This is a genomic window from Alcaligenes sp. SORT26 (assembly GCF_017377875.1).
Taxonomy (GTDB): domain Bacteria; phylum Pseudomonadota; class Gammaproteobacteria; order Burkholderiales; family Burkholderiaceae_B; genus Alcaligenes; species Alcaligenes parafaecalis.
The window spans coordinates 2,238,355-2,251,328 of record NZ_CP070975.1 but is presented as its reverse complement, the minus strand read 5'-3'; the positions used below and the strand labels follow the sequence as shown (position 1 = coordinate 2,251,328).

Sequence of the window (12,974 nt, the reverse complement as noted above, 5' to 3'; positions counted from 1 at the left end):
GATAGGGTGCAGACCAAAAAAAGCCCTGCATAAGCAGGGCTGAAAGGGCAGGTTAATCGTTGGGAGAACCGCAGCCACTAAGGCTTAGGCGGGGACCGCCTGAATGTTCGGTCCTGTGTTTTTCAACTGTTGCGACAGCTCTGCAAAACGGGCTTCGTATTTCTTGGCCGATTCCATTTTGACTGGGCCGAAACCACGCAATTGTTGTGGCAGCTCGGCCAGTTCCAGGGCGCTGGCATAGTTGGCTTGATCCAGATTTTTGCTCAGGCTGTTGAGCAGGTTCTGGTACTCACGCCAAAAGCGGCGTTCCATACGACGCTCATGGGTGTAGCCAAATGGATCCAGCGCGGTGTTGCGCAGACCCTTGCCTTTAGCCATCCAGCGCAGCAAGGTAGCCGTGCGTGGACCCAATGTGATCTTGCGTGGGCGGCCGGTAGCCGGATCACGGCGTGCCAGCAAAGGCGGTGCGAAGTGGAAGCGCAAGGAGAAGTCGCCTTCAAATTGTTGCTCCAGATCCTGGCGGAAAGCAGGCGAGCTGAACAGGCGAGCGACTTCGTACTCATCCTTGTAAGCCATCAGCTTGTACAAGCTGCGTGCGGCTTTTTCAGTCAAGGCAGGGCGCTGACCAGGACGCAGTTTTTGCTCGGCGTCACGCAGCGCATTGATGGTGCTGGCAAAGCGTTGGGCATAGGCGGCGTTCTGATACTGCTCCAGGCTGCTGGTGCAGCGCTGCATGATTTGTTCCAGCGTTTCGCGGCGCTGCAAGGTCACGACTTGAGCCGCGGGGGCCAGGAGGCTGTTCAGCGCTTTTTCGTCATGAGCCAGCACGCGACCCAAATGGAAGGCATCCAGGTTGGCTTGAATGGCAACGCCGTTCAGACGGATAGCCTGTTCAATAGCGGCACTGCTGACCGGCATGGAGCCTTGTTGCCAGGCCATACCCATCAAGAGCATATTGGACAGCAAGCTATCGCCAAACAATAAAGTGGCGGCCTGGTGTGCATTGAAGGAGCGCACCTGGTTGTCCCCGGCGGTGGCTTTCAATTGGCTCAACAAGTGTTGGGCATCCAACGGTGCATCCGGGTTGCGGGTGAACTCTGCAGTGGGGGCCAGGTATTCGTTGATGATGGCGTGGGTATGACCAGGGCGCAGGCAGGACAGCGCGTTCGGATGGGCAGCCGCAACCACGTCGCACAAAATAGCCAGGTCGGCCTGACCGGGGTCAACGCGTACTGCGCCAGTTGTTTCTTTATCCGCAGACAGGCGAATGTGGCTGATGACGGTACCGCCTTTTTGTGCCAGACCTGTCATGTCCAGTACCGAGCTGGAACGGCCTTCCAGGTGCACGGCCATGGAGAGCACGGCACCAATCGTAATCACACCCGTACCGCCGACACCGGCCACAATCACATTGCATTCCTGTGCGTGAATGGCGGGCTGAGGCAGACCTTCCAGTTTGGCCAGCAATTGCGCCTTCATGTCGGCTTGACCGTTCTGGTCGCCACGACGCAAGGCACCGCCCATCACTGATACAAAGCTGGGGCAGAAACCATCCACGCAGGAGTAATCCTTATTGCAACTGGACTGGTCGATCTGACGCTTGCGGCCTTCCGGGGTTTCGGCGGGAACCAGCGACAGACAGTTCGATTGCACACCGCAATCGCCACAGCCTTCGCAGACTGCCTTGTTAATAAAGAGGCGGCGAGCAGGATCGGGATACTCATTCTTTTTACGGCGACGGCGTTTTTCAGCAGCACACGTCTGGTCGTGAATCAGGATCGTCACGCCGGAGATCTCGCGCAGCTCACGCTGCAGGCGGTCCAGTTCACGACGGTGGTGAACATCCACACCGGCAGGCAGGCTGATGCCGCGATAGCGCTCGGGCTCATCGGTGGTGATGACCACACGACGTGCACCTTCACCAATGGTTTGTTGGCAAATGCGGGGTACAGAGATGGGGCCGTCAACGGGTTGGCCGCCTGTCATGGCAACCGCATCGTTGAACAGGATCTTGTAGGTAATGTTGGCGCCCGCCGCAATGGCCTGACGAATTGCCAGATAGCCGGAGTGGAAGTAAGTGCCTTCACCCATGTTCTGGAACATGTGGCCCGTTTGAATAAACGGAGACAAGCCGACCCAGTCCGTGCCTTCGCCCCCCATTTGAGTCAGACCACGAGTCTTGCGGTCCATCCAGGTCGCCATATAGTGGCAACCCACACCCGCCATGGCCTGGCTGCCTTCGGGGACTTTGGTGGACGTGTTGTGCGGACAGCCCGAACAGAAGTAGGGGCGACGAGTCAGACCATTGGTATCAATGGGAGCCAGATTCTGTACCGTACAGGCAGGCAGTTGCACATTGGCATGGTGACCCAGCCAGCGGCGCAGGCCCACAGCCACACGGGCGGGGCTGAGCTGACCATCAGCAGGAATCAGCACTTCATTTTCAATATCGCGCTTGCCCGAGACAGTGGGACGCTGGGCACGGTTAAAGAGCAGGTTCTTTAACTGGTCTTCAATAATCGGGCCCTTTTCCTCAATGACCAAAACGTGATCCAGGCCTTCAATAAAGTCGTTCAGTGATTGCGGATTAACAGGCCAGCTCAAACCAATCTTCAGATGGCGAATGGCGGGCAGATCCTTCAGGCTGCTGAGCTGTTCCAGCGCGTCCAGCGTATCCAGTGTGGCTTTGCCGGTGGAGACAATACCAATACGCGCATCAGGAGCGGCTTCCAGGATGCGATCCAGGCTGTATTTATGAGCGAACTCGCGCACGCTATCCAGGCGGGCATCCAGGGTGCCTTCCATGGACGGGGTCAGGAATTTGCTCGGGTCGTAGGGATACTTGCCGCCTTGCTGGTCCGCCAGCGCAGGGGTCAGATCATCCAGGGGCGCAATTTCAAAAGAGCGGCCGCTTTCTACCGTTTCGGTAATGGCTTTGAAGGCGACCCAGGAGCCCGAGTACCGCGACAAGGCCCAGGCCCAGATACCAAAGCGTTCGTATTCTTCGACCGAACAGGGATTGACGACCGGGATACCCCAGGCAATCAGGGATTGTTCGCTGGCGTGGGGGATGGACGAGGACGAGGCCACGTGGTCATCACCCACAATCATCAACACGCCGCCGTGCTGGGAGGCACCGGCGGCATGGCCGTGGTGCAAGGCATCGCCCGCGCGGTCTACACCGGGGCCTTTGCCGTACCACATGGAAAACACCCCATCGACGGTGCGGTCTGCACGTTCACCGGCCTGCTGCGTACCCATAATCATGGAGGCGGCCAGATCTTCGTTGATGGCGGGTTGAAAACGTACCTTGGCCTGGTCCAGATGCTTCTGGGCCTTCCACATGATCATGTCCACGCCACCCAGTGGCGAGCCACGGTAGCCAGAGACAAAACCAGCGGTGTTCAAACCGTGTTCTTTATCCAGGCGAGCCTGGGTCAGCAACATGCGCACCAGGGCCTGTGTGCCCGTTAAAAAGATGCGTCCTGATTGTGCGGTCAGGTTGTCGCTGAGCTTGTATTGAGTGTCGACGGACTGCGTCATGATGAAACCTCCAGATAGAGATCATGATAGAGAGTCTGTCCTCGCTTTTTTTTGCGTTATAGTTGCGGATATTCCCTATTCTTTGAAATGTTCATTTCGTAAATATTCAAATATGGATAAAACTGACTTAAAAATCCTGGATGCCTTGCAATTGGACGGTCGGGCCTCGGCTCAGCAGGTCTCCGAGCAGGTGGGTTTGTCCACTGCGCCCGTATGGCGGCGCATTAAAAACCTGGAAAAAAACAAGGTCATCCAGGGCTATTATGCGCGTGTGGATCGCCGTCAGGTTGGCCTGCAAAGTTGCATGTTTACCCAGATCAGTCTGGACCGTCATTCGGGTGAAATTGTCGACAACTTCATCCGTGCCGTGCGCGATGCACCCGAGATTCTGGAATGCCACGCCGTGACCGGCGATGCGGATTTTCTGCTGAAGATCATGGTGCCCAGCGCCGAGTCCTACGACGATTTCCTGCACCGCTTTCTGTTTAATATGCCGGGCGTGCGCCAAACCCGCACCATTGTGGCCATGCGAGAAATCAAGAACGTGACCCGCCTGCCTTTGCCACTTTGAAGCATCTTGTTATGGGGTAAAACAAGCGCCTTCAGGTAGAATATTCAGGATTCGGTGGCCTGTCGTGGGTCGGTATGTAAGCATGAAGGACGGGGTTTTATGACGAAGGCGAATATCTTGCGACGCACTTCCTGGGTCGCTGTGCTGGCTACAGTTTTTTTAAGCGCCTGCGCCGTGAAAGCGCCGGCTCCCGAGCCTGCTGCGCAGACCGCGGCCGCCAAGCCGGTTCATCCTGCCTGCCAGCCTGCTGCTGCCGGGGATGAGCTGGCAGGTAACTGGTTAAGCAAGCACCGCCAGAAAGGTGTTGTGGGCGAGCTTCGTACCTTGTTCACCTTGCAAACGGATGGCTCCATGGCGTACACCGAACAGGTCAAACGCCCTAACAAGCCGTCACAAGGTTTGAACGAAAGCGGTTGCTGGGTACGTAAAGGCAGTAATGTGCAGATCAGCACGCAAGAGTCCAATGGTGTCACTACCGAACCAGGCGATCCGATTTACGAAAACAACTACAACATCGTCAGTCTGACAGCCCGCAATCTGGTGCTGCGTGACCAAAGTGGTACCACTTACCGCCTGACCAGAATGTCACCTGGCTACCGCCTGCCATTCTGATCTCTGCGTAGTTGAATGATTCCTGGCCGTCCTGGGGGCGGCCAGTTTTTTGTCTGTTTCTTTTGCTGGACGCTCCATGGCTTTGCGCGCGACGATTTATAAAGTTGAATTGAATGTGGCCGATAACGATCGGGCCTATTACGGCAGTCATACCTTGACGCTGGCCCGTCATCCTTCGGAGACCGAAGAGCGTCTGATGGCTCGTTTGCTGGCATATGGCTTGTATGTGCAATCAGACGAGGCCCTGAGCTTTTCTCGCGGTCTGAGCGATTCGGATGAGCCCGCCCTGTGGGAACATGATTTGGGCGGCAATCTGCTGCATTGGCTGGAAGTGGGGTTGCCCGACGATCGTCGTTTGATCAAGGCCAGTGGCCGCGCTGATAAGGTGACCGTGCTGGCTTATGGACGTAACGTCCCGGTTTGGTGGAATGGCATCAAAGACAAGATCAGCCGTGCCCGTAACCTGCAAGTCTATGCGCTGGATGTGGCGGGTACAGACGCGTTAGCCGCCTTGGCTGAACGAGGCATGACAATCAATTTGAATGTTCAGGATGGTACGGTCTGGGCCAGCAGTGAAAAGGGCGAAGCCACTATTGAAGTCAGCCACCTGAATGCTGCCGCTTGATATGGGCCAGCAACTCGCTGCGGAATAAGCTTGCCGCCGGGGCCAGTGAACGCTGACGCAATTGCATCAGGCTGACTTGCCGGGGCAGAACCGGTGCCTTCAAAGGGCGAAAAATAATCTGTGCCGCCTCGGGCAGGCTTTGGGTGTTGGCAGGCAGGATCGCCAGCCCCAAACCATGCCTGACCATACTTAGTACCGTGGTGTGCAAGGACACTTCGTGAACCTGCGGAAACCGTATGTCCAGGGCCGTCAATTGCCTTTGTATGGCCTGTCCCAAGGGGCTGTGCGAGGACAAGGCTATAAACGGATGCGCCGCCAGATCATGCCAACGTATTTGTGATTTGGCCGTTAGCGGATGGTTGTGGGGCAACAGGGCCTGATATTGATCCTGCATGACCGGATGCGCCTCAATCGTGTCGGGCCGATTCCAGTCTGTTCCCAAACCAAAATCGATAGGCTCCTGCTCCAGGCGGCGGCTGATGTCTTGCTCTGCCATATCCAGCAACTCCACCCGAATGCCGGGATAGCGTTGCTGAAACAGAGCAATAAACGGAATCAGCAAGCTGGAGGACAACACCGTGCCACTGGCAATGGACACCCGGCCACGTTGATGACTGGTCAACTCCCTGGAATGGCGCACGGCCTCTTCCACCTCGGCCAGTACGCGCCGCGCTGTACCCAACAACTCCTGACCCGGTTCGCTGAGCACCACTTTGCGGGTGTGCCGATCGAACAGCCGTAGCCCGGTCTGGGACTCCAGTTCCCGAATCAACATGCTCAATGCTGACTGGGTGACGTGCAGATTGCGCGCTGCCTGGGTGAACTGGCCTGCTTCCGCCACAGCGACAAAAGCACGAAGTTGTCTGAGGGTTATATTCATCAGATTATCTTACTAATAAATCAAATAAATTCAATTGTTTTATCAAATAGCGGGTGCTTAAATGTTTTCCATAGACCGCAGCGGGGGCTGCAAAGGTCAGATAAGAAAAGGAGGCATGAGCATCATGAAATCCTGGATACGCAGCATACGCATCGAGGCCGAGGGCATCCGTTCACTGGAGCTCTGTCCACAGGAAGGCCGCTTCCCAGCCGTGGAGGCGGGGGCCCATATCGATGTGCATTTGCCAGGGGGCTTGGTCCGGCAGTATTCACTGCTGGCGGGTAGCCACGAAGGGCAGTACCGGATCGGCGTCAGCCTGGATCCGGCCAGCCGGGGTGGTTCCCGAGCCGTTCATCAAGCTTTGAACGTGGGCGATGCGCTGGAGATTTCCGAGCCACGCAATCTGTTCAAACTGGATGAAACGCAAGCGGCTACCAGCGTTCTGTTGGCAGGTGGCATCGGTATTACACCGATTCATGCCATGGCACAGCGGCTACAAGCCCTGGGCCGCCCCTGGCATCTTTTCTACTGTGTGCGCAGCCGTTGCCGAACGGCCTTTCTGGACGAACTTCAACAATTAGCAGCGAACAGTCAGGGCTTGGGGCGCTTGGATGTCTTGATCGAAGACGAAATGAATGGTGCGCGCATGGATATGGACGCCGCACTGGCTCCTTATAAAAGCCAGGGTAGCCATTTCTATTGCTGTGGACCGGCCGGTATGTTGCAAGCCTATAAGCAGGCCTGTGCAGACCTGCCTGATCAACACGTGCATTTCGAGTACTTCGCTGCCGCGCCTCTGGCGGCGGCTGATCAGGGCGATGACAGCGCGTTTACCGTTCACCTGGCTCGCACGGGCGGCTCTATAGAGGTTCCGGCAGGCCGCAGCATTCTGGATTGTCTGCTGGATCAGGGCATACGGGTGTACTGCTCCTGCCGCGAGGGGATTTGCGGTTCCTGTGAAACCAAAGTCCTGGCAGGCACGCCCGAGCATCGCGACCACGTTCTGAGCGAACAAGAACGGGCCGCGTCAGAGAGCATGATGATTTGCGTCTCCCGCAGTCGCGGCGAGGCACTGACGCTGGATTTATAAGAGCAGGGCGCAAACGACGCCCACATACGGAGGAGATAGGAAAATGAATGCTTCATTGAAAGGCAGGACGGTTATCGTCACCGGAGCCGGGGGGCAGATTGGTTTGGCGTACTGCGATGCCTTGGTGGCACAGGGCGCGAATCTGGTCATGGCGGACCTGGGCGATTTAAGCGACAAGGCCCAGCAGTACCGCGATCAGGGTGGCAAGGCCATTGCCGTCAAAGTAGATGTGTCCAATAACGACGATACCCAGGCCATGGCCAAAGCTGCCCTGGATGCCTTTGGCTCTATCGACGGCATCATCAATAACGCGGGCTTTTTCCGTGGCTGTACTTTTGGTTCGCTGATGGACATTCCTGCCGAGGAATGGGATCGCTGCTATGCCATCAATGTGCGTGGTTTGTGGCAGTGCTGCAAAGCTGTGATCCCGGCCATGAAACAACAAGGGGGCGGCAAGATCATCAATGTCTCCTCCAATACTCCCTATAAGGGCGTACCCAACTTCCTGCATTACGTCTCGTCCAAAGCGGCGGTGGTGGGTCTGAGCCGTGCCATGGCCCGTGAAGTGGGGGCTTTCAATATCCAGGTCAACACCCTGTGCCCGGACCTGATTCCCGATGCCGGTATTACCGCGACCCAGGGTGACGAGGCCGACCGCCGAACCGTGGCGGGCCGTTGTCTGCAACGCACCCAAACACCCGAAGACATGGTGGGCGCTGCCTTGTTTCTGTTGGGCAGTGGTTCGGACTTTGTGACGGGGCAGAGCCTGCTGGTGAACGGCGGTGCCCACTTTCTGTAAACAGAATTAGCTGGAATTTTCAGGAGTAGATCATGACAGTCATGAATGAGGTGCCAATGATCCAGGCCCGCCATCCGCAGGAGCAGAGCAATCCCCTGTATCGCGCCCTGGCGCATTTCTGGCATCCCGTGGCCTATAGCAGTCAGGTTCTGGACAAGCCTTTCGGGGCACGTTTGCTGGGTCAGGATCTGGTGCTGGCACGCCTGAATGGCGAGCTGGTGGCGATGGACAGCCGCTGTCCGCACAAAGGGACCAATCTGGCCTTGGGTGAAATTGTCGATGCCACGATCGAGTGCCCTTACCATGGCTGGCGCTTTGACGCCCAAGGGGAGTGCGTGCGTATTCCAGCCCGTGAAGAGCTGACCTGTGCCATGCGGGTGAATGTGAAACGCTTTAACGTCACTGAATCCGGTGGCATTGTCTGGGTTGCACTGGAAACCCCGCAAATGGCCGTGCCCGTGTTCCCCGAAATGAATGACCCTAGCTACCGGGTTCTGCAAGGCAAGACTTACGACTGGCGCACCAGTTCGCCACGTCGTCTGGAAAACTTTGTGGACTTCAGCCATTTTGCCTACGTGCATGACGGTACGATTGGCAGCCGCGACAATCCGCGTGTCGAGCCGGTCAAGGTTTGGCGCGAAGAGCATGTCTTGCGCTTTGATCGCAGCGGCGTCAAAGAACCCGGCGTAGGATTGAAGAAAAAACTGCTGGGTATTGAAGAAGAACTGATCGAGCCAGTTAACGAGTACCACGTCACCATGCCGCACACCGTGCATTTGAAGCGTACTTTCCCCAACGGCAAGCGTTACGTATTGCTGATGGCGGCCTGTCCAGTGGACGAGTTCACGACGCGCAGTTTCTGGTGGCAGGCCCGCGATTTCGGGACCGAACCCATGTACGACGACTTCTTCATGGACTTCGAGGACGAGGTGCTGGGTCAGGACAAACCCATCATTGAATCGCAGCGACCCGTGTGGATTAATTTGCAAGGTGGTTTGCCCGAAGAGCGCGAGACACCTGTGCGAGGTGCGGATATTGTCACGGTGGAGTACCGCCGCTGGCTCAATGACCTGGTCGCGCAGGTCGAGAGCTTGCGATGAGTCAGTCCATCTATGTACAGGGCGGCACAGGTTTGTTGCACGCCCGCCAGTACGGCGCTATCCGTACCGCACAGGTGCCCCTGATCGTGATGCATGGCGTCACCGGCCATGCTGGTTTGTGGCATCAGGTGGCCTGTGCCTTGTCGCAGAACCGGGCAGTGATTGCGCTGGACATGCGCGGGCATGGCTTGAGCGACTGGTGTAGCCAGCAAGACTACGCCACATCGGCCCATGTGCAGGATCTGGCTTGCCTGCTCGATGCCTTGGGTTTGCCACAGTACGATCTGGCTGGTTTGTCCTGGGGGGGGCTGGTCGGCCTGGAGTATGCGGCCCGTTATCCGGAACGGGTCCGCCGCCTGGCGGTACTGGATGTAGAGCCCAGCTTCCTGCAAGGTGAACGCGAGGTCATGCCACGACCGGCCAACTTCCCCAGTCGGGATGCCGTGCTGGAGTACGAGCGTAAAGCCAATCCACAAGCACCGCAGTCCTTGCTGCAGCAGTTTGCCTACGAGTCTGTTAATCAGGTCGATCAAGACCTGTGGCAGCGGCGACATGACCCGTACTTCTTGTCGCGGTGGCCATTTCGCAATGACGATGTCTGGGCGCAGTTGGAGGAGCTGCGCTGTCCGACCTTGTTATTGCATGGCGAATGCAGCTTTGTGCGGCTGGCCATCATGAAGGAGATGCAGGAGCGATTACGGCATCCGGCGGGTTTGCACGAACTGCCCGACACAGGCCATTTATTGCCCCTGGAGGCACCCGAGCTTGTGGCCGCCTATTTGGAGGATTTTCTGACAAGGAATTGATGCACCATGCCCCTGGGTCCTGCACCGGCAGGGGCATGTCATTCAGCGGCCCGGACAGGCAATAAGGGGGACGGGTCCGCTACCCGATGTACTGAGCAAAAAAATAACGGGAAAAAGATGAGGAGACAAACCTATGAACACCCGTCAGATTCAGGACAGTATTGACGAGCGGCTGCCTGTTGGACGCTCTTTCTTGTTTGGTCTACAGCATGTGCTGGTCATGTATGCCGGTGCCGTCACTGTGCCTTTGATTCTGGGCAATGCCTTGGGATTGAGCCAGGAAGACATCGCCATTCTGATCAATGCGGATCTTTTGTGCTGTGGGATCATTTCCATCATTCAATCCATGGGAGTCGGGCGCTGGTTTGGCATACGCCTGCCCGTCATGATGGGAATTTCCTTTGCGGGCATCGCCCCCATGATTGCCATCGGGCTGACACCTGGCATGGGCTTGCCCGCCTTGTATGGCGCCATTATTGCGGCCGGTTTCATTGCCGTGCTGATGGTGCCCGTCATTATTCGCCTGCTGTGGCTGTTCCCGCCCTTGGTCACGGGCACCACCTTGGTGTCGCTGGGGGTGGGCTTGTTTGGTGTCGCCATTACCTGGGCGGGCGGCGGCCATGGTGCCAAAGACTTTGGCAGCCTGGTGTACCTGGGCATTGCCGGAACCGTGCTCTTGGTGACCTTGCTGGTTGCCCGTTTCGGGCGTGGTTTTTTCGGAAGTATCGCTGTGCTGGTCGGTCTGGCAGCAGGGATGTTGTTGGCTACCTTGATGGGGCGGGTCACAGTCGAAGGGCTGGATGAATTGCCCTGGCTGGAACTGGTCACCCCGTTTCATTTTGGTATGCCTACCTTCTCCTTCAGCGCTACCTTCACCATGCTGCTGGTGGTCATCGTGACCATGGTCGAGGCCATTGGTCTGTTCTATGCCCTGGCCGTTATTTTGAATCGCCCATTAAGCCACGATGATTTCGCCCGCGGCTTGCGTGCCGATGCCTTGGGGGCTGTTATTGGTGGCGTATTCAATACCTTCCCGTACTCCTCCTATGCCCAGAACATCGGCCTGATCGGGGTGACGGGCGTACGCAGCCGTTACGTCTGTCTGGTCGCGGGCCTGATCCTGATTGTGCTGGGACTGGTGCCGCGTATTGCCCATGTGGTGGCCTTGGTGCCGCACTACGTACTGGGGGGCGCAGCCATCGTGATGTTTGGCATGGTCGCGGCGTCGGGCGTGCGTATCTTGCAGACCGTGGACTTCAAAACCAATAAGCACAACACCTTCATTTTTGCGATCAGCCTGGGCGTGGGCCTGATTCCTGCCGTTGCCCCGACCTTTTTTGATCAGTTTCCCGAATATCTGATTCCTTTGCTGCACAGTGGCGTACTGTTGACGGTCATTTCATCGGTCGTGCTGAATCTGTTCTTTAACGGAACCAGCGGACGGCAGCAGTCCGAAGCATTGATGATGGAAACACAGGAAGAAGCGCCCCTGAGCGTTGTGCGGGTGACACCGCAAGGATAAGAAAAAGGAGAGAGACAATGACAAGCCAACTATGCGACATCGTGATTCACGCAGGCAAAGTGGTCACCATGAACGATCAGAACGAGGTGATCGAAAACGGCGTCGTCGCCATCCGTGGTGACAGAATCTGTGCCGTGGGCGAGGCCCAGGACATGCAACACTGGCAGGGCAAAAAAACCATTCATGCCCCCATGCAGGCCCTGATTCCCGGTCTGATTGATACGCATAACCACCTGTTTCAACTGGCCGGACGTGGCCTGGGTGACGGCATGGCCCTGTGGCAATGGCTGGGTGAGTTCATGCTGCCACTCGCTGCCGATATCCGTCCGCAAGAAGCGCTGGCCGCCGTACGCCTGGGTGCGCTTGAAGCTGCTTCCTCTGGCGTGACCACCGTGCTGGACAACCACTACGCTCCCGCAGACCCGGAAACCACCCTTGCTGTTGCCCAGGCATTGCAAGACACCGGCCTGCGCGGCATCGTGGCCCGTGGCATGTTCGGCCCCTTCACACCCGTCGCCCGCGACAACGGATTGCAGGACACCCTGTTTCGCCATAGCGTGAAACACGAGCTGGATACCATGCACGAATGCCTGAGCAACTGGCAGCAAGGCCGCGTGCAAATCTGGCCATCGCCCATCAACATTATCTACAACGACCTGGACCTGGTCATAGGCTCCGCCGAGATGGCCCGCAAATTCGACGTACGCTGGCAAACCCACTGTTCAGAAGCACCCGTAGACCCGGACATCTTCCAGAAAGCCTACGGCGCACGCCCTTTCCGCTGGCTGGACGAACAAGGCTGGCTGGATGAACGAGCAGGATTTGCCCATGCCATCTGGATGGACGACGACGAAATCGAACGCGCAGGCCGCGCCGGATGCAGCATCGCCCACAACCCCATGTCCAACGAATACCTGGCCTCTGGTCCCATCCGCTTAAAAGAGCTGCTGGAAGCCGGAGTGCGCATAGGCCTAGGCGCTGACGGAGCCGCAGGCCACCAGGTCGACCTGTTCCAGATCATGCGCCAAGCCGTCTACGTCCAACGCCTGGCACGCCTGGATCCACAAGCCAGCAACGCCCAGGACGCCTTCTGGTTGGCCACCCGAGGCGGCGCAGAAATGCTGGGCATAGAAGCAGGCCAACTGAGCGAAGGCAAACTGGCCGACATGGCGCTGGTCAACCTGGACCAACCCCACCTGAGCCCCTGTTTCGACGTGGTTGCCAGCCTGGTCTACTGTGCCAGCGGCCGGGACGTCACCATGACCATCGTGAACGGCCAAGTCATCTACAAAAACGGTGAAAGCCAATGCGTCTCCAAACAAGAAGTCGTGGCCAAAGCAAGAGAACATTGCACCGCCTTGATTACCCGCCTGGGAGTCCTGAAACCAGTGGGCCTGATGCCAGCATAAAAAGCGGATAAGAAAAA

Annotated in this window: 11 protein-coding genes; 9 read left to right on the top strand and 2 right to left on the bottom strand. The window is 57.4% G+C overall.

The window, feature by feature from the left end; translation table 11 throughout:
• Window positions 1–84 precede the first annotated feature (84 nt).
• Complete coding sequence (locus JYG33_RS10365; RefSeq protein ID WP_207872196.1) at window positions 85–3,543, bottom strand: indolepyruvate ferredoxin oxidoreductase family protein; 3,459 nt, start codon at window positions 3,541–3,543, stop codon at window positions 85–87.
• Between the two features lie 112 nt (window positions 3,544–3,655).
• Here JYG33_RS10365 and JYG33_RS10360 point away from each other — a divergent pair, with 112 nt between their 5' ends.
• The 3 genes from JYG33_RS10360 to JYG33_RS10350 all read left to right on the top strand — a co-directional run bounded on the left by JYG33_RS10360 (window position 3,656) and on the right by JYG33_RS10350 (window position 5,351).
• Entirely contained in the window at window positions 3,656–4,114 is a 459-nt protein-coding gene (locus tag JYG33_RS10360; RefSeq protein ID WP_009460635.1) for an Lrp/AsnC family transcriptional regulator, read from the top strand.
• A gap of 99 nt (window positions 4,115–4,213) precedes the next feature.
• The gene (locus tag JYG33_RS10355; RefSeq protein WP_207872195.1) at window positions 4,214–4,726 is read left to right on the top strand and encodes a hypothetical protein; all 513 of its coding nucleotides are present in this window, start codon (window positions 4,214–4,216) and stop codon (window positions 4,724–4,726) included.
• Window positions 4,727–4,802: 76 nt separating this feature from the next.
• A complete protein-coding gene (locus JYG33_RS10350) occupies window positions 4,803–5,351 on the top strand; it encodes a YaeQ family protein (RefSeq protein WP_207872194.1) in 549 nt (182 codons plus the stop codon).
• On the opposite strand, the gene JYG33_RS10345 is transcribed toward JYG33_RS10350, so the two are convergent.
• On the bottom strand, window positions 5,326–6,231 hold the full coding sequence (locus tag JYG33_RS10345) for a LysR family transcriptional regulator (RefSeq protein ID WP_207872193.1): 906 nt from the start codon (window positions 6,229–6,231) through the stop codon (window positions 5,326–5,328). The genes JYG33_RS10350 and JYG33_RS10345 overlap by 26 nt on opposite strands.
• A gap of 115 nt (window positions 6,232–6,346) precedes the next feature.
• On the opposite strand from JYG33_RS10345, the gene JYG33_RS10340 reads away from it, so the two are divergent.
• From JYG33_RS10340 to JYG33_RS10315, 6 genes are all read left to right on the top strand, one after another.
• Window positions 6,347–7,321 (top strand): PDR/VanB family oxidoreductase, encoded by a 975-nt coding sequence (locus JYG33_RS10340; RefSeq protein WP_207872192.1) that lies wholly within the window; start codon window positions 6,347–6,349, stop codon window positions 7,319–7,321.
• Between the two features lie 43 nt (window positions 7,322–7,364).
• Entirely contained in the window at window positions 7,365–8,120 is a 756-nt protein-coding gene (locus JYG33_RS10335) for an SDR family oxidoreductase (protein WP_207872191.1), read from the top strand.
• Between the two features lie 32 nt (window positions 8,121–8,152).
• Window positions 8,153–9,220, top strand: coding sequence for an aromatic ring-hydroxylating dioxygenase subunit alpha (locus JYG33_RS10330; RefSeq protein ID WP_243430145.1), 1,068 nt, complete (start codon window positions 8,153–8,155; stop codon window positions 9,218–9,220).
• On the top strand, window positions 9,217–10,026 hold the full coding sequence (locus JYG33_RS10325) for an alpha/beta hydrolase (RefSeq protein WP_207872190.1): 810 nt from the start codon (window positions 9,217–9,219) through the stop codon (window positions 10,024–10,026). The genes JYG33_RS10330 and JYG33_RS10325 overlap by 4 nt, the downstream gene beginning before the upstream one ends.
• 133 nt (window positions 10,027–10,159) lie before the next feature.
• Window positions 10,160–11,548: a nucleobase:cation symporter-2 family protein gene (locus JYG33_RS10320; protein WP_207872189.1), complete on the top strand. Its 1,389-nt coding sequence runs from the start codon at window positions 10,160–10,162 to the stop codon at window positions 11,546–11,548.
• Between the two features lie 17 nt (window positions 11,549–11,565).
• Window positions 11,566–12,957 (top strand): amidohydrolase, encoded by a 1,392-nt coding sequence (locus tag JYG33_RS10315; RefSeq protein ID WP_207872188.1) that lies wholly within the window; start codon window positions 11,566–11,568, stop codon window positions 12,955–12,957.
• Window positions 12,958–12,974: the final 17 nt, after the last annotated feature.

Excerpts from the sequence above, each read along its gene's own strand:
- JYG33_RS10365 (WP_207872196.1), bottom strand. The coding sequence starts at position 3,543 with ATGACGCAGTCCGTCGACACTCAATACAAGCTCAGCGACAACCTGACC.
- JYG33_RS10360 (WP_009460635.1), top strand. The coding sequence starts at position 3,656 with ATGGATAAAACTGACTTAAAAATCCTGGATGCCTTGCAATTGGACGGT.
- JYG33_RS10355 (WP_207872195.1), top strand. The coding sequence starts at position 4,214 with ATGACGAAGGCGAATATCTTGCGACGCACTTCCTGGGTCGCTGTGCTG.
- JYG33_RS10350 (WP_207872194.1), top strand. The coding sequence starts at position 4,803 with ATGGCTTTGCGCGCGACGATTTATAAAGTTGAATTGAATGTGGCCGAT.
- JYG33_RS10345 (WP_207872193.1), bottom strand. The coding sequence starts at position 6,231 with ATGAATATAACCCTCAGACAACTTCGTGCTTTTGTCGCTGTGGCGGAA.
- JYG33_RS10340 (WP_207872192.1), top strand. The coding sequence starts at position 6,347 with ATGAGCATCATGAAATCCTGGATACGCAGCATACGCATCGAGGCCGAG.
- JYG33_RS10335 (WP_207872191.1), top strand. The coding sequence starts at position 7,365 with ATGAATGCTTCATTGAAAGGCAGGACGGTTATCGTCACCGGAGCCGGG.
- JYG33_RS10330 (WP_243430145.1), top strand. The coding sequence starts at position 8,153 with ATGACAGTCATGAATGAGGTGCCAATGATCCAGGCCCGCCATCCGCAG.
- JYG33_RS10325 (WP_207872190.1), top strand. The coding sequence starts at position 9,217 with ATGAGTCAGTCCATCTATGTACAGGGCGGCACAGGTTTGTTGCACGCC.
- JYG33_RS10320 (WP_207872189.1), top strand. The coding sequence starts at position 10,160 with ATGAACACCCGTCAGATTCAGGACAGTATTGACGAGCGGCTGCCTGTT.
- JYG33_RS10315 (WP_207872188.1), top strand. The coding sequence starts at position 11,566 with ATGACAAGCCAACTATGCGACATCGTGATTCACGCAGGCAAAGTGGTC.